Origin of the sequence: Okeania sp. SIO2C2, assembly GCF_010692625.1 — a bacterium.
Taxonomy (GTDB): Bacteria; Cyanobacteriota; Cyanobacteriia; order Cyanobacteriales; family Microcoleaceae; genus Okeania; species Okeania hirsuta.
The window spans coordinates 71,470-89,673 of record NZ_JAAHGM010000031.1; the positions used below are offsets into that span (position 1 = coordinate 71,470).

Genomic DNA, 18,204 nt, shown 5'->3' on the forward strand with positions numbered 1-18,204 from the left:
AACACAAAAAATTGTAGTGTCTCAGAATTCTTATTCACCAAAGTACATTAATATAAGTCAGAACCATAACTTTAGGCCATGGGTACATTCAATAATTCTAGACTAGCAACTACCCATGGACTAATTTTGCTATAACTTCACTTCAATATCTACACCTGCTGGTAAATCAAGTTTCATCAGCGCATCAATTGTTTTTGATGAAGGTTGATAAATATCAATAATTCTACGGTGTGTCCTAGTTTCAAAGTGTTCTCGTGAATCTTTATCAACGTGAGGCGATCGCAGTAGACAGTAAATGCGTCGTTTTGTGGGCAATGGTATTGGCCCAATAGCTGTAGCTCCCGTTCTATTTGCTGTATCTACAATTTTTTCACAAGATGTATCAAGTAAACGACGGTCAAATGCCTTAAGGCGAATCCGAATTTTTTGCTGTTGAATTGTGGCCATTTATCTTCTTTAATTTTCTAGGTTCAGATTTTAATGAAGTCAGTAGTCAGTAGTCAGTAGTCAGTAGTTATTGTTGCAACTCGAACTTTGAGCAACCCCCTTTTTTTGAAGTGAGAAGTTGCTTTTGTAAAGGAGATTTTAAGTAACCCTCCAAAAAAATTATTATTTTGATCAAAATTAACCTTCATCAATAAGCAGCAGAAAAGCAAATATCAATAAGTTATGTATGTACTTTTCTGCCACTTAATCTTTGAGGAAGTTGTCCTACTCTATAATCTTAGAAACAACACCAGCGCCAATAGTTCTCCCACCTTCACGAATGGCAAAACGCATACCTTGTTCAATTGCCACTGGGTTGATTAGTTGAACCGTCATTTTAATCCGGTCACCAGGCATTACCATTTCTGCCGCACTACCATCATCAGCAGTAAAAGACTCAATAGCACCAGTCACATCTGTTGTCCGGATGTAGAATTGAGGACGATAGTTAGGGAAGAAAGGTGTATGACGACCTCCTTCTTCCTTTTTGAGAACATAAACTTCAGATTCAAATTTTTTGTGGGGAGTGATAGAACCTGGTTGGGCCAATACCATACCACGTTGAATATCATCTTTCTGCATACCACGTAGTAGTAATCCCACATTATCACCAGCCATTCCTTCGTCCAGAATTTTCTGGAACATTTCCACACCTGTAACTGTGGTATTACGAGTGTCTTTGATACCTACCAATTCCACAGTTTCACCGACTTTAACCTTACCACGCTCAATCCGTCCTGTAGCTACAGTACCACGACCAGTAATAGAGAAGACGTCCTCTACCGCCATTAGGAAAGGCTTATCAACATCGCGTTCTGGTGTAGGAATATATCCATCAACTTCATCCATCAGAGCGAGAATTTTATCTACCCACTCATTTTCACCCTTTCCTATGCTGGGGTTAGCTGTTAGTGCTTCTACTGCCTGTAAAGCAGAACCAGCAGCGATCGGAATATTATCTCCATCAAAATCATAGTCACTTAAAAGTTCCCGAACTTCAAGTTCCACCAATTCCAAAAGTTCCTCATCATCCACCATATCTTGCTTGTTGAGGAAAACAACTATATTAGGAACCCCTACCTGCTTCGCCAATAGAATATGCTCGCGAGTCTGGGGCATTGGACCATCAGCAGCAGAAACTACCAGAATTGCACCGTCCATTTGAGCTGCACCTGTAATCATATTTTTTACATAGTCAGCGTGTCCAGGACAATCAACATGAGCATAGTGCCGTCCTTCTGTTTCGTACTCTACATGAGCAGTATTAATTGTGATACCCCGTGCTTTCTCTTCTGGAGCTGCATCAATATCAGCATAATTCCTCGCCTTAGCTTTTCCTTGCGCTGCTAGACTCATGGTAATTGCCGCAGTCAAGGTTGTCTTACCATGGTCAACGTGGCCAATAGTTCCAATATTGACGTGAGGTTTGTTTCTTTCAAATTTTGCGCGTGCCATTAATTACTTGTTCCTTTTTTTTCCGTTGTTAATTCCGCCTCCCTTGCATGAGGAAACGGATGCACTGATTCATAATAGATAAATTTTGACAACTCTGCCGAGCCGTTTAACTAATCTTTGTTGGCCGTTTCTTTCAATCGCCTATTTTTTTTAGTCAATTGTCAGTTTTCATTTAGCAGTCAGTTCTTTTATTTTCACATTATTCAATCCAAAACTAAAACTTTAATCTAAGAACTAAATAAATTCCAGAATTGCTAGACATATCCTTTGGTCTTAGCAATGATAGTCTCTGCCACATTACGAGGCACTTCCTCATAGTGACTAAATTCCATTGAAAAGATACCACGACCTTGAGTTTTTGACCTCATGTCAGTAGCATAACCAAACATTTCTGCTAAAGGAACTTTTGCTGTTACTTTAGCCATACTTGATTCTACTCCTTGCCCCTCTATTTGTCCTCTTCTAGAGTTAAGGTCTCCGATAATATTACCAATATATTCTTCAGGTACTTCTATCTCAATCTTCATCTTTGGCTCTAATAACACAGGTGAAGCTTTAGTAACACCTTCCTTAATTGCCATAGAGCCAGCAATTTTAAAAGCCATTTCCGAAGAATCCACATCATGGTAAGATCCATCTACCAGAGTAGCCTTAACATCTATTAATGGATAACCAGCCAAAACCCCTGCTTCACAAGCCTCTTTCATTCCTTGTTCTGCTGGACTAATAAATTCTTTAGGTACTGTCCCTCCAACAATCTTGGAGACAAACTCAAAACCACTACCTAGCTCTCCTGGTTCCAGTTCTATGACCACATGGCCGTACTGACCTTTACCACCACTTTGACGGATAAATTTACCTTCAGCCTCAACCTGTTGGCGAATAGTCTCTCGGTAAGCCACCTGTGGTTGACCTACATTAGCTTCCACCTTATATTCCCGCAGCATCCGGTCTACCAAGATTTCCAAGTGAAGCTCACCCATCCCAGCAATTACTGTTTGGTTAGTTTCTGGATTAATACTCACTCGGAATGTAGGGTCTTCGTCTGAAAGAGCCTGAAGTGCCTGAGATAGTTTCTCCATATCTTGTTTAGTTTTGGGTTCCACGGCCACAGATATAACCGGCTCAGGAACATAGAGAGACTCTAGAATAATTGGATTATCCTTATCACAAACAGTATCACCTGTCAAGGTATGTTTCATACCTACAACTGCCCCCAAATCTCCTGCCCGCAGTTCATCTACATCTATTTTTTCATCAGCTTTTAGAACAATTAGACGAGAAATTCTTTCTTTCTTATCTTTAGTAGAGTTGAGGATATAACTACCTTTAGAAAGGACTCCAGAATATACCCGTAAAAAGGTGAGACGACCATAAGGGTCTGACATAATTTTGAATGCCAGAGCTGCTAGAGGTGTTTCATCATCTGAAGGTCTTGTATCTAGATCGCCATTTGGCAATGTTCCTTCAATTGATGGGACTTCTGTTGGAGCGGGTAAATAATCTACTACCGCATCGAGTAGAAGTTGAACACCTTTATTTTTGAAAGCTGAACCACATAACATTGGTACGACTGTACCTTTAATAGTGGCTTGACGTAGAGCTTTACGAATTTCTTCTTCTGTAAACTCCTCTCCTTCAAGGTACTTTTCTGTCAGAGCATCATCTGTTTCTGCTACTGACTCAACTAGCTTCAGGCGATATTCCTGTGCTAATTCTTCTACTTCTGCTGGAATTTCCGTTTTTTGAATATCTGTTCCGAGGTCATTGGTGTAGATAAAAGCTTTCATCCCCACCAAATCTACAATTCCCCTAAATTCATTTTCACTACCGATAGGAATTTGGACTGGAACTGCATTAGCTCGGAGGCGACCGCGAATTTGCTCGTATACCTTGAAGAAGTTAGCCCCTGTCCTGTCCATCTTATTGACAAAGGCCATACGAGGCACTTCGTAACGGTCAGCTTGACGCCAGACAGTTTCTGATTGAGGCTGTACTCCTCCTACTGAGCAGAATACAGCTATTATTCCATCCAGAACCCTCATAGAACGTTCTACTTCTATTGTGAAGTCTACGTGTCCTGGAGTATCAATAATATTAATTTGATGGTCTAACCACTTAGTGCTAATAGCAGCCGCAGTAATAGTAATTCCACGTTCTCGCTCTTGAGCCATCCAGTCGGTAACTGCGGTCCCATCGTGAACTTCCCCCATTTTATGTACTATACCGGAATAAAATAGGATTCTTTCTGTTGTTGTTGTCTTACCAGCATCTATATGAGCTGCGATACCAATATTTCGCACGCGCTCAAGTGGCATACTACGTCCCACAGTTACCTCCTTTATCTATGCTTCAGATTTTTACGCTTGATTAAAATTCTATATTTTAGGCATAAGTGGTTATATTATTCTTAATAACGATAGTGAGCAAAAGCCTTATTTGCTTCTGCCATTCTGTGAGTTTCTTCTCGCTTACGAACTGCACTACCTGTTTCGTTAGCTGCATCCATTAACTCATTGGCTAATTTCATGGCCATTGTTTTTCCTCCTCTAGACCTAGAATATTGCACCAACCAACGCAGAGCTAGGCTAGTTCCACGATCTGAGCGGACTTCCATTGGCACTTGGTATGTTGCACCACCCACACGACGGGCTTTAACTTCTACTAAAGGAGTCACATTCCGGACTGCTTTTTCAAATAGTTCTAAAGGATCTGAATCTGTCCTTTCTTCAATAGTTTTAAACGCATCGTAGACGATATTAAAGGCTAAAGATTTTTTACCGTGACGCATTATACGTCGTACCATCATACTTACTAATCGACTATTGTACTGTGCATCTGGAGGAACAGGACATCTTTGAACAACTCTACGACGAGACATATTATCACAACCAATAAACTAAACTTTAAATAATTTATATTTGACTAATAAATACAAAATTCAATATCTATTACATACTAATTTTACCTAATGTTTTCTTGAATTTTGCATTCTACCTACTAACTTAAGCTTTAGGCTTTTTCGCCCCATACTTAGAACGACTTTGTTTACGATCTTTAACTCCTGCGGTATCTAATGTGCCACGAATAATGTGATATCTCACACCAGGCAGGTCTTTAACCCTACCACCTCTAATCATAACTACAGAGTGCTCTTGTAAGTTATGACCAATACCAGGGATATAGGCAGTTACTTCAAAACCCGAAGTTAGACGTACCCTAGCCACCTTACGGAGAGCTGAGTTAGGCTTTTTTGGTGTAGTGGTGTATACTCTTGTGCATACTCCACGACGTTGAGGGCAACTTTTAAGAGCCGGAGATTTAGTTTTCTTCTGAGTTTCTTGACGAGCTGAACGAATTAGTTGTTGGATTGTTGGCATGAGTTATTAGTAACAGTTTTTCTTGTAATTCTTCTTAATCCCCTCGCTACAAAATATAATACTTTTGGGCGAGCTTACTTAGAAAATTTGTTCCCAATTTTTTTCCTAATAATTATTTATGTAAAAAGCGTTTCAGTCCGGAATTATCCGCAAACAGCTAATCAGCGTTTAGCAGTCAGCTTTGTGCAAAGGTGATACGCGACCCCTCCTAAAATTAAACGACAAGCTCAGAAGAAGTCGGAGATTTAAACCCAAGCTTTTAGCGTGCTGAAAGCTAAGTGCTGTTTGCAGAGCATTCCGGTACGGAAAATGCTGATAAATAGTTAAAGAAGAAGTATATTTTGGTAAATTACTTTGACCTTTAAAAAATATCCACTTTATAAATTAGCCTCTTTAACTATTAGGAATAAATTACCGTTGCGCCATAGGAACCTTTGGTGCAACGGCCTATTTTTCAGGAAGTTTAGGGAAATTATCAAAACATTAATTTTTTGCTTTGTCCCTACTTATTCTAAAAAACTTTACAAACAATCTTTTATTATAGGTTAGTAATACGTTTTTGTCAACATCAAATCGAAAAGGAATTTCCACAACCACAGGTAGCTTTAGCATTAGGGTTGTTAAATCGGAAGCCTCCACCCATAAGGTCCTCAGAATAGTCCAAGGTTAATCCATTCAGATAGTTTAGTTGTTGAGAGTCAACTACGACTTTAACTTTCCCACAGTCATAAACTCGGTCGTTACTGGCCAACTGTTCGTCAAACTCCATTATGTAATAGAAACTACAGCAGCCACCAGATTTAAACTTCAAACGAAATAAGGAATTTTGGTTTTGATGTTTAGACCTAAGACGAATAATTTCTTGGACTGCTGCTTCGCTCAAGTTAATCATTCACAAATTTTTTTTTGCTTACCAGTTAAAATTAGGACTTTGTTCGGGCATAATCATCTTGAAAACGAACAATATCATCCTCTCCAAGGTACTCTCCATTTTGTACTTCAATCAATACTAAAGGAATAACTCCTGGATTTTCTAAGCGATGAGAAGTACATTGAGGTACATAGGTAGATTGATTGTTTTGCAGAATTTCTTCTTTGTCTCCACAGACAACCTTAGCAGTTCCTGAAACAACAATCCAATGCTCGCTACGATGGTGGTGCATTTGTAGACTAAGTCTATGCCCTGGTTTGACTTCTATTCGCTTGATTTTGTATCCAAGTCCATCTTCTAAAACTGTGAACGATCCCCAAGGACGTTCGGTGGTAGCCATTCCTTTTAAGGAAGAAGGTATAGACAATTTAGGAGTTTGGGCTACTTCTTTAACTTGTTGTACCATTTTTTGACGATCTCCAAAAAAAATAAAATACTTATGGTTATGTGTAATCTCCTGAACTCAGAGATTATTAGAGACTATATCTCTAAAATCTGGTATACAAACAATTCTCTCACCTAGTATTTTTAGAGGTTCAGACTAAATACAAATAGCTTAGGGGTCGAGTCAAATTGGATACCATATCAACCATAGCAAAATTACCCCTATTACTGTCACCCCATATTCAAGCTTTTTGAATATCTCTATCAAATCTTCATATATCTAGATAGATATATAGAGTTAGAGAAAATCAAAAACTATTTATAGTAGACATCTGGTGAAAACTTAGTTTTTGCCCAGGTATGCCAAGGGTTTGAGATTAATTTTTAAAGAGGTCTAGTACCTATAGTCCTCATAACTAAGTTTTGCTTCATTCTGCTTCAGATTTTTTAAGCTATTTAAAAGTCATAGATATTTTCGAGCTTTATACACTATGTATACTATTGACTCCAGTATCATAATTAACTCGATCCTGAAAAATTATACTGTGAGTATGTATAAGGCCACCATGATCAAAGTAAGGCCTAATTTTAGAGGCATGTCCATAAGTAAATATTTTTTATCTAAAGTCTAAATATTATCAGGGTGAAAAAGTTAAAAAATATATAAGCCTACTCGATCTAATAAACACTGGACTATAATAATTAAAACAATTCTAACTAAATGATGAGCTATAAGCGATCAGGATGAAAGCAAGATTCAAGCTCATATTGATATTAGGTTAAAACATAATTGGGAAAGATCGCACTATAAAATTTAACTTAATCGACAAACAAGAAATTAGCGTGAGCTGCGTGTTTCATCATACATAAGTTGAGTATAACTTAGAGTATTTTTTGTATCATAATTATTTTCAAGCAATAGTTAAGATAGTTGATAAAATAGCAAAAACATGGGTTTTGTAGGTTTTCGTGGTTGATAATATAGCGAGCTATTTTTGTAAAATCTTATATCTTTGTAAAGAAAATGAGGAAAAAACGAAATACTATACCAAGTATTATATCAACCTTCAAACAATATTAAAATTTCACTCAATTATGCGACTTGTTTTGTAGTGTATGTATCCCAAGCAAGTAGCAATAGGATGAGATGAACACTTCTATATCAAGGGTGAAACCCTTACTTAAAGTTTACAATATTATGAGTAAGTTAAACATGAATCAAATCAGTAACGATTCCCAACATAAACAAATCTCTGCGCCCATAAATCTCAAAGTAAACAAAGAAACTTATAGCGGCCAAAGATGGCTAGTAGAAGAACGAGATGCTTGTGGAGTAGGTTTCATTGCTCATCCATCAGGAAAAAAGAGTCATGAAATTATGATGAAAGCTTTACCTGCTCTAACTTGCTTAGAACATCGTGGTGGGTGTAGTGCTGACCAAGACTCAGGAGATGGAGCAGGTTTAATGAGTCAAATTCCGTGGAAATTATTATCTGAAAATTTGGAGTTAGATCCTGAACGTTGTGGGGTGGCAATGATATTTTTACCCCAAACAGAAGAGAAGGCAGCACAGGCACGTCAAATAATTGAAAAAGTAATTACTAAAGAAGGTTTAAAAGTAGTTGGTTGGAGAGTTGTACCAGTCAGACCAGAAGTATTAGGACCACAAGCACGGGCAAATCAACCACAGATTGAACAGCTCATTGTAGTTTCAGAAACATTGCAAGGAGATGATTTAGAACGATCACTCTACTTAATACGTCGTAATATTGGTTGTGCTCTAGAAGCAGAGGGTTTTATTTGGGGAATAGATGCTTATATTTGTTCTTTCTCCAGTCGCACTATTGTATATAAAGGAATGGTGCGATCTGCTGTTCTGGGAGAATTTTACACAGACCTACAAAACCCTGCCTACGAGAGCGCCTTTGCAGTTTACCACCGACGCTTCAGCACCAATACAATGCCTCGATGGCCTCTCGCTCAACCGATGCGTTTGCTTGGTCACAATGGAGAAATTAACACTCTGTTGGGAAATATTAACTGGATGAGAGCTAGGGAGTCTAGTCTAAGTTCATCGACTTGGGGAGCGCGATTAAATGAATTAACACCCTTTGTAAATTCTGACAGTAGTGATTCGGCAAATCTAGACAACGTCATGGAATTAATTGTACGTTCCGGACGTTCCCCAATGGAAACATTGATGATTATGGTGCCGGAAGCATACAGGAATCAGCCGGATCTAGTAGATTATCCAGAAATTGTTGATTTTTATGAATATTACAGTGGTTTGCAGGAAGCTTGGGATGGTCCGGCATTATTGGTGTTTAGTGATGGCAAACAGGTAGGAGCAGCTCTAGACCGGAATGGTTTGCGACCAGCACGTTATTGTATTACAAATAACGATCTAATAATTGTGGCATCTGAAGCAGGAGTTGTAGAAATACCGGAGGCAGAAATAGTCGAAAAAGGTCGCCTCGGGCCCGGACAAATGATTGCTGTAGATTTAGCGACTAATGAAATTCTGAAAAATTGGGAGATTAAAAAACGTATTAGTTCCCAACACCCCTACGGAGAATGGTTAAAGCAAAGAAAGCAGATAACAAAGCAACCTTTTAGAACCAAAACCAAACTAGAAGCACAAACGCTACTGCAACTACAAACAGCTTATGGCTATAGTTTAGAAGACCTAGATATGGTGATTAGCAGTATGGCAAATTTGGGCAAAGAACCAACATTTTGCATGGGTGATGACATTCCCCTAGCAGTGCTTTCCCAACGCCCTCATTTGCTATACGACTATTTTAAACAAAGGTTTGCTCAAGTGACAAACCCCCCCATTGATCCGCTCCGGGAAGGAATGGTAATGTCACTCAATATGCTCCTTGGCAACCGTGGCAACTTATTAGAAACTACTCCCGAAAATGCACGGTTATTAAAAGTAGAATCACCCGTATTAAACGATGAAGAACTACAAGAAATTCGTTACAACTCAGAATTTGCCACAGAAACTCTTTCTACTCTATTTGCCGTAGCTGATGGACCAGGAGGGTTGCAAAGTGCAGTCAATAATTTGTGCCAACGGGCAGCAACAGCAGTTCGGAATGGTAAGGAAATTATTATTTTATCTGACAAATGTGATGGTGGTATAAATGCAGAACTTACTTACATTCCGCCTCTGTTAGCTGTAGGTGCAGTTCATCATCACTTGATCAAAGAACAGTTGCGGATGAAAACATCTTTAGTAGTAAAAACAGCTCAGTGTTGGAGTACCCATCATTTCGCTTGTTTAATTGGTTATGGAGCAAGTGCAGTTCATCCTTATTTAGCATTAGAGTCTGTCCGTGCTTGGTGGTCAACTTCCACAGTTCAAAACCAAATGGAACGAGGTAAAATTAACAAAATCACCATCGAAGAAGCTCAGAAACATTATTGCAAAGCAATAGAAGCAGGATTATTGAAAATTCTGTCTAAAATGGGAATTTCTTTGTTGTCTTCTTACCACGGAGCGCAGATTTTTGAAGCTATTGGTATTGGTGGAGATTTATTAGAATTAGGTTTCCGGGGAACTACTTCTCGAATAGGTGGTTTAACGGTGGCAGAGTTAGCACAAGAGGTGATTTCTTTCCACAGTCGAGCATTCCCAGAACTGAATATTAAAAAGCTAGAAAATTACGGGTTTGTGCAATATCGCCCTAGTGGGGAATATCACATGAACAGTCCCGAAATGGCGAAAGCACTCCATAAAGCGGTGGCTACTTTTAGTAATGCTAATGGCAACGGCAATGGGAAACACCCAGAAACAACAGAGTATGACCACTACGAAGTTTACAAGAAATCTTTGCAAGAGCGACCAGTAACAGCTTTGCGGGATTTGTTGGATTTTAATAGCTATTCCCCTTCTATACCTCTAGAGGAAGTCGAACCCGCAGCAGAAATAATGAAACGTTTCTGTACTGGGGGAATGTCTCTCGGTTCGTTGTCACGGGAAGCACATGAAACTTTGGCGATCGCTATGAACCGGATAGGAGGCAAGTCTAATTCTGGTGAAGGTGGCGAAGATCCGACAAGGTTTAAAATCTTAGACGATGTGAATGGTCAAGGTTTGTCTACTTTGTTACCCCATCTCAAGGGATTACGAAATGGTGACACCGCTTCCTCTGCTATTAAACAGGTTGCTTCTGGTCGGTTTGGTGTGACTCCAGAATATCTGATGAATGCCAAACAGATAGAAATTAAAGTTGCTCAGGGTGCAAAACCAGGTGAAGGCGGTCAGTTACCTGGTAAAAAGGTAAGTAACTACATTGCCACACTCCGTCGTTCTAAACCAGGAGTTACATTGATTTCACCCCCTCCTCACCATGACATTTATTCTATTGAGGATTTGGCACAGTTAATTTTTGACCTCCACCAAATTAATCCTAATGCTGGTGTTTCTGTGAAGTTGGTAGCAGAAATTGGTATCGGTACTATTGCTGCTGGTGTAGCTAAAGCAAATGCTGATGTGATTCAGATATCTGGTCACGATGGTGGTACTGGTGCTTCTCCTCTGAGTTCGATTAAACACGCTGGTAGTCCCTGGGAATTAGGTTTGACTGAAGTACATCGGGTATTGATGGAAAATCAATTGCGCGGTCGCGTTACTCTCCGGGTAGATGGTGGTCTCAAAACAGGTTGGGATGTAATTATGGCAGCTTTAATGGGTGCTGAAGAATTTGGCTTTGGTTCCATTGCGATGATTGCTGAAGGTTGTATTATGGCCAGGATTTGTCATACTAATAGTTGTCCGGTTGGTGTGGCAACTCAGCAGGAAAAGTTGCGTAAGAAATTTACTGGGGTGCCAGAAAATGTGGTTAATTTCTTCTGGTTTATTGCTGAGGAAGTACGAACTATTTTGGCAAGGTTGGGTTATCGTTCCCTCCGTGAAATATTAGGTCGTGCAGACTTGCTGAAAGCACGGGAGATATCAGCTACTTCCCCGGAGGGGAAAGGTGTGCAGTTAACTAAAACAGAAAGTTTGAATTTAGATTGTTTGCTCAAGTTGCCAGATACTCGCACTAACCGCGATTGGTTAAACCATGAAACAGTTCATAGCAACGGTCTTGTTTTAGATGATGTACTGTTGGGTGATCGGGAAATTGAAACGGCAATTCGTAACCAGGGTAGTGTTTCTAAGACAATAAAGATTGTTAATACTGACCGTACTGTGGGAGCAAGGTTGGCGGGAGCGATCGCTGGTCGTTATGGTAATACTGGTTTTGAAGGGCAGATTAATCTGATGTTTAATGGTAGTGCAGGTCAGAGTTTTGGTGCTTTTAATTTGCCAGGAATGACTTTGACGTTACGAGGTGAAGCGAATGATTATGTTGGTAAGGGAATGCACGGTGGAGAGATTATTATTAAGCCACCTGCGAAAACTGGTTACGACCCGGCAACAAATGTAATTATTGGCAATACTTGTTTGTATGGTGCTACTGGTGGAATTTTGTTTGCAAATGGTCAAGCAGGGGAACGTTTTGCTGTGCGGAATTCTATGGGTAAGGCAGTTATTGAAGGTGCTGGCGACCATGCTTGTGAATATATGACTGGTGGTGTGATTGTTTGTTTGGGTAAGACAGGTCGGAATGTCGGCGCTGGTATGACTGGGGGAATTGCTTATTTCTTGGATGAGGATGGTGATTTTCCAGCTAGGGTGAATAATGAAATTGTTTCTATTCAGCGTGTTTGTACGCCAGAAGGTGAGGCGCAGTTGCAGGATTTGATTTCATTGCACGTTGATCGGACTGGAAGTGAGAAGGCGAAGATTATTTTGGCGAGTTGGTCTGAGTATTTGCCGAAGTTTTATCAAGTTGTTCCTCCTTCTGAAGCGAGTACACCACAAGCAAGTGTTGATGCGGAGGAGAAGGTTGCTGTGAAGGTTTAGGAAAAATATTTTAGGGGCGAATGGCCATTTGCTAACGCAAAGCTGCGCTAACGCCCCTACAAATTGTATAATGATCGACGGAATTATATTACTCCGATTTCTCGGGAACCGTAGCCAACGGATTTGATATGACCCAGTGATTTTGATCAAATGGACTTTTGTGGGACAATGGACGGAAATCCAGGGAAGAGCAATAATAGTCTGCATCACTTATATAGCGTTTCTCAGGCCGAAGTACTTTTATCTTTCTTCCCTGTTGCCTGTTGCCTGTTGCCTGTTGCCTGTTGCCCAGAATTTTGTACCTCACCAGTATGGGAATTACTATACGATCGCTTTTTGGCTCAAATTGGGAAGACTGGAGAAAGTAGGTATTGGGATAAAAGTAGCTAATGCAAGGAACAGAGAAAGAATATATGGAAGCTCGTCAGCAGCGAAGTAAGACATTGAAAAAGATAATGTCCCTAGTTGGGGTTGTATCTTTTGGTGGTACGGCCTTGTTTGGGATGGCGAATATGTTTAAAACTGCTTTTCAAGAGTCTCAACAAGTAGAAACGGTGGAAGTTGTGTCGGTAGAGGAGAGGTTGCAGAAACTGGAAAAAGGATATGAAAAAGTATTGGAGCGGGAACCTGAAAATGTTACTGCTTTGGAGGGTTTGGTTAAAGTGCGGTTGGAGATGGGGGATAAAGAAAGGGCGATCGCTCCTCTGGAAAAATTGGTGAATTTCTATCCAGACAGAGAGGATTATAAAGTGGTTTTGGAGCAGGTGAGGTTGGAGGTTAAAGAGAATAATTAACTATAGTGTTTCTCAAGCTTCAGAATTTTGTAATTAAATATTATTATTAAAGATGAATCAGTATTTACAAAATATTTTAGCTTCATTTTATGAAAGAAAAGAACAAATGCTAGTACAAAAAACTGTCAAAGAAGGAATGACGGTTTTTGATATAGGTGCTAACATTGGTGACTATTCGATTTTATTTAGTCACCTTGTTGGTGCAACTGGAAAAGTATATTCATTTGAGCCTACTTCTAGCACGTTTAAAAAGTTACTTGCTAGACTAAAAGAATGTCAATGTACTAATATTTTGGCATTTCAAAAAGCAATATTTTCAGAAAATAAGCTATTAGAGTTTAATGAATTTCCTGACGAATATTCATCATGGAATAGCATTGGTAAACCTAAAATGGAAGATCCAAAAAATCCGACACAGTATGTGCCAATTGTTAAGAGTGAAAGGGTAGAAGCAATAACACTAGATAATTTTTGTCAAGAGTATAAAGTTAAAAGAATAGATTATTTGAAAGTGGATGTTGAGGGAGCAGAAAGCTATGTATTTCAGGGAGCAGCTAATCTCTTAAAAGGTGGCTCTATTAATTTAATTCAGTTTGAGATATCGCAAAAAATGCTAGAAGGTATCAACAGTAGAGCCAAAGATACTTTCAATATTTTAGCAGAAAATGGTTATGAATGTCACGGTATAAATGTTGATGGTTCAATTGGAGATGTGGTTACTGATTCAGAAGAATTTTATGAAAATTATGTTGCTTTTATTAGGGAATCAAAAACAATGGTTAGCGGATCAAAATCTGTACTAGATCGAATAATTCCTCCGGAAATAGAAAATGATGAATTTTCTATGGTAATTGAAAAGATTACTAGAGAAGGAGATATTAAAACTGTTTTAGAAATAGGTTCATCATCAGGAGAAGGTAGCACTAAATCTTTAGTCAAAGGTATGAGTGCTAATCCCAATAATCCTACTTTATTTTGCATAGAAGTTTCTCAAACTCGGTTCAAGGAACTAGAGAAGCGTTATCAACATCAATCTTTTGTGAAACCCTATAATGTCTCCTCGGTTGATATTAAGGATATACCAAAAGAACAAGAAGTAATTGATTTTTATCAAAACTACAAAACTGGGTTGAATAATTACCCTCTTGAAACTGTTTTAGGGTGGTTTAATGAGGGAAACAAATATCTCAGAGAGACAGGATTAATTGATAATGGAATTGACAAAATAAAGCAAGAAAATAATGTTGATGTTTTTGACGTAGTATTAATAGATGGTTCTCAATTTACTGGTAGTTTGGAACTCGATCAAGTCTATGGTGCAAAATACATCATGCTTGATGATATTGATACTTTTAAAAACTATAAGAATCATCGGAGATTACTTGCAGATCCTAATTATGACCTAGTGTCTAAAAATTTATTTTTGCGTCATGGATATTCTATTTTTAAGAGAAATGAGCAAAAAATAGCAAGTCAAGATTTAGATTTACCTATTCACTTCTTTACAATTGTTCTAAACGGCCAACCATTTATCCGCTACCACATTGATATATTATTTAAGGGACTTCCTTTTAAGTGGCATTGGCATATTATTGAAGGAGTGGCTGAGTTAAACCATGATACTAGCTGGTGCTTAAGACGAGGCGGAAAAATAACTGATGAAATTCATAAAAATGGTCGCAGTAAAGACGGTACATCAGAATACCTAGACGAACTCGCAGCTAAGTATCCAGAGAATGTCACTATTTACCGCAAACCAGAAGGGGAATTTTGGGATGGCAAACGGGAAATGGTTAACGCACCTTTGCCAAATATTAAAGAAGAATGTTTGCTGTGGCAGGTAGATGTTGACGAAATATGGACTTTAGAGCAAATTTGTGATACTCGCAAACTATTTATCAAGAATCCTGATAAAACGGCAGCGTTTTATTGGTGTTGGTATTTTGTGGGAGAAAATTTGCTAATTAGAACTCGTAACTGCTACGCACAAAATCCTCAACGAGAGTGGTTGCGAACTTGGCGGTTTAAACCAGGGTATGTTTGGGCAAGTCATTCACCACCAATATTAGTGGAAAATTTACCAGATGGTAAACAAAAAAATATTGCTGCTATTAATCCTTTTATGCACGCAGAAACCGAAAAAGAAGGTTTGATTTTTCAGCACTTTGCCTACGTTACCCCAGAACAACTAAGCTTTAAACAGCAATACTATGGTTATAAGAATGCCGTAAGTCAATGGCAAAGTCTACAGTCACAAACTAAATTCCCAGTTTACCTGCGGGATTATTTTGCCTGGGTGAAGGATAACACTATGGTTGATCGTCCTAAGACCTTGGGTATAGTGCCACTGGTGCAAAAAAATGTAACTGCGGGCAGTTGGAAATTTTTGGAAGCGGCATATTTACAAAAACCAGTAAAGTTAGAAAAGCGATCGCCTACCATTATTATTGACGGTATATTTTTCCAACTTTCTCGTACAGGTATTGCTCGCGTGTGGCGCTCTGTATTGGGAGAATGGGCAAAAACAGAATTTGCTCAGCATATAATTGTACTAGATCGCGTCAACACTTCACCTAAAATTCCTGGCATTCGGTATCGTCAAATTCCAGCTTATAACTACAACAATACTGACGCTGACAAGCAAATGCTCCAGAAAGTCTGTGACGAAGAGGGAGCAGATTTATTTATCTCAACTTACTACACGACTCCCATATCTACACCTTCGGTATTTATGGCTTATGATATGATTCCTGAAGCATTGGAAACTGACTTAAACAAAGCGATGTGGAGGGAAAAACATTATGCTATTTCTCACGCTTTTTCTTACATCTCCATATCAGAAAACACCGCTAGGGATTTAGTTAAGTTTTTCCCAGATATTACACCAGATGAAGTTAGTGTAGCTCATTGTGGTGTTGCTCCCAATTTTACTCCTGCTACAACAACAGAAATAAATGGGTTTAAATATAAGTACGGTATTAGTAAACCCTATTTTCTTTTGGTGGGTGCTGGTAGTAACTATAAAAATGCGATTTTATTTTTCCGAGCTTTTGCCCAACTCTACAGTAAACAAGGATTTGAAATAGTCTGCACGGGTAGTGGTTTAAACTTTGCTAACGAATATAGGGAATATGCTGCTGGTAGTGTCCTACATTCACTGATACTCAGCGATGAGGAATTGAAAATTGCTTATTCTGGTGCAGTTGCTTTAGTTTATCCTTCTTTATACGAAGGTTTTGGGATGCCAGTTGCTGAAGCATTAGCTTGTGGTTGTCCGGTGATTACTTGTGCTAATTCTTCTATTCCTGAAGTTGCAGGGGAAGCTGCTATATATATTGATGCTAATGATGTTGATGGTTTAACGGATGCGCTGTGTGAAGTACAAAAGTCAAAAGTTCGTAATTCTCTAATTGTTGCTGGTTTAGAACAAGTGAAGCAGTTTTCTTGGGGTAAAATGGCTGATATTATGAGTGCTGCTTTAATGAAAGCAAGTTTACAACGTTTAAATCTCAGGGAGATTAATTTAATTATTTTCCCAGATTGGTCGCAATCGGAAGAGACGGTGGGATTAGAATTGCAAGAAGTAATTAAAAGTCTGGTAACTCATAAAGACAAAGCTAAGATGACTTTATTAATAGATAACAGTAATATTTCTGCTGAAGATGCAGATTTAATTTTATCTAGTGTGGCAATGAATTTGTTAATGGAGTCAGAATTAGAGGTAGATGAGGGACCGGAAATTGTTTTAGTTGGGGAGTTGAGTCAAATACAATGGTCAGCTTTAATTCCTCAGTTGCAAGGTCGAATTAAATTGGAACATGAGAATGAGGAGGCGCTCACTCAAGTCAAAGCAGACACAATAAAATTAATTGAACTAGACAGTTTAAAAACATTAAATTCAGAGAAGTGGCTAACCAAACCTACATCAAATCTAATACTACCTGAACATTTGTTTAGAAATCCTGTTATAGCTAAAAATACTACAAAGGTAAAAGCAATTTTAGAAGCTATATCCAGGAAAGAAAAAAATATCCTAGAACTAGGTTCTGGGAATCAAAAAAGACCAGTAAATTGGATTACACTTGACTATTATGGTTATCCATGCGATCTAAACCATGACTTAAAATATCCTTTGCCTTTTCCAGATGATAGTATTCCAAATGTTTACTCATCTCATGTACTAGAGCATTTTTATTATTATGAATTGATGGGGTTACTACAAGAAATTTACAGAGTATTAATGCCTGGTGGTAATTGTTTGATATGTGTACCAAATGCGGAAATTTATATTAGAGGGTACTTGGAACCAGATAAATTTGATTCAGAGTTCTATTGTAAATTTAAACCAGGTTACAATTACTACTCGCCCATTGATTATCTTAATTATATCGCTTACATGGGCGGTCATCACAAGATTCTGTTTGATACAGAAAATTTGAAGTTAATTTTGGAGAGCATAGGTTTTAAGAATGTAAGAACAAGAAGTTTTGACTCCGTATATGATTTGAAAGAGAGGGAACATGAATCAATTTATTTTTACTCTGAAAAACCCCTGGGTCGAGTAGATTATTTGCTTGAGTTTTTACGAGATATTAATTTAATTATTTTCCCAGACTGGTTACAACCGGAAGAAACGGTGGGATTAGAATTACAAGAGGTAATCAAAAGTCTGGTGACTCATCCAGAGAAAGCTAAGATGACTCTATTAATAGATAACAGTAATATTGCTGCTGAGGATGCAGATTTAATTTTATCTAGTGTGGCGATGAATTTGTTAATGGAGTCAGAATTAGAGGTAGATGAGGGACCAGAAATTGTTTTAGTTGAGGAGTTGAGTCAAATACAGTGGTCAGC

General features: G+C 38.5%; 11 protein-coding genes. 4 read left to right on the top strand and 7 right to left on the bottom strand.

Features of this window, described 5'->3' with window-relative positions:
* Positions 1-129 precede the first annotated feature (129 nt).
* The 7 genes from rpsJ to F6K18_RS22255 form a co-directional block, all read right to left on the bottom strand.
* Positions 130-438, bottom strand: coding sequence for a 30S ribosomal protein S10 (gene rpsJ, locus F6K18_RS22225; protein ID WP_202219847.1), 309 nt, complete (start codon positions 436-438; stop codon positions 130-132).
* Between the two features lie 273 nt (positions 439-711).
* The gene (gene tuf, locus F6K18_RS22230; protein WP_124155033.1) at positions 712-1,941 is read right to left on the bottom strand and encodes an elongation factor Tu; all 1,230 of its coding nucleotides are present in this window, start codon (positions 1,939-1,941) and stop codon (positions 712-714) included.
* Positions 1,942-2,195: 254 nt separating this feature from the next.
* Complete coding sequence (gene fusA, locus F6K18_RS22235; RefSeq protein ID WP_124155034.1) at positions 2,196-4,271, bottom strand: elongation factor G; 2,076 nt, start codon at positions 4,269-4,271, stop codon at positions 2,196-2,198.
* An 80-nt stretch (positions 4,272-4,351) separates the two neighbouring features.
* Positions 4,352-4,822 carry a 30S ribosomal protein S7 gene (gene rpsG, locus F6K18_RS22240; RefSeq protein WP_124146103.1) on the bottom strand — a complete coding sequence of 157 codons (471 nt, stop codon included), beginning with the start codon at positions 4,820-4,822 and terminating at the stop codon, positions 4,352-4,354.
* A gap of 124 nt (positions 4,823-4,946) precedes the next feature.
* On the bottom strand, positions 4,947-5,321 hold the full coding sequence (gene rpsL, locus F6K18_RS22245) for a 30S ribosomal protein S12 (protein WP_124146104.1): 375 nt from the start codon (positions 5,319-5,321) through the stop codon (positions 4,947-4,949).
* Between the two features lie 568 nt (positions 5,322-5,889).
* Positions 5,890-6,213, bottom strand: coding sequence for an iron-sulfur cluster assembly accessory protein (locus F6K18_RS22250; RefSeq protein WP_124146105.1), 324 nt, complete (start codon positions 6,211-6,213; stop codon positions 5,890-5,892).
* A 31-nt stretch (positions 6,214-6,244) separates the two neighbouring features.
* Complete coding sequence (locus tag F6K18_RS22255; RefSeq protein ID WP_124146106.1) at positions 6,245-6,658, bottom strand: phosphomannose isomerase type II C-terminal cupin domain; 414 nt, start codon at positions 6,656-6,658, stop codon at positions 6,245-6,247.
* 1,191 nt (positions 6,659-7,849) lie between these two features.
* On the opposite strand from F6K18_RS22255, the gene F6K18_RS22260 reads away from it, so the two are divergent.
* The 4 genes from F6K18_RS22260 to F6K18_RS22275 form a co-directional block, all read left to right on the top strand.
* Positions 7,850-12,556, top strand: coding sequence for a glutamate synthase-related protein (locus F6K18_RS22260; protein ID WP_287524157.1), 4,707 nt, complete (start codon positions 7,850-7,852; stop codon positions 12,554-12,556).
* Between the two features lie 168 nt (positions 12,557-12,724).
* Positions 12,725-12,946: a hypothetical protein gene (locus F6K18_RS22265; protein ID WP_287524159.1), complete on the top strand. Its 222-nt coding sequence runs from the start codon at positions 12,725-12,727 to the stop codon at positions 12,944-12,946.
* Positions 12,946-13,350 (top strand): tetratricopeptide repeat protein, encoded by a 405-nt coding sequence (locus F6K18_RS22270; RefSeq protein ID WP_287524161.1) that lies wholly within the window; start codon positions 12,946-12,948, stop codon positions 13,348-13,350. Before F6K18_RS22265 ends, F6K18_RS22270 begins: the two co-directional genes overlap by 1 nt.
* Before the next feature lie 52 nt (positions 13,351-13,402).
* Positions 13,403-18,204: FkbM family methyltransferase (locus tag F6K18_RS22275; RefSeq protein WP_287524163.1), on the top strand; the 4,802-nt coding region annotated here is incomplete at its 3' end.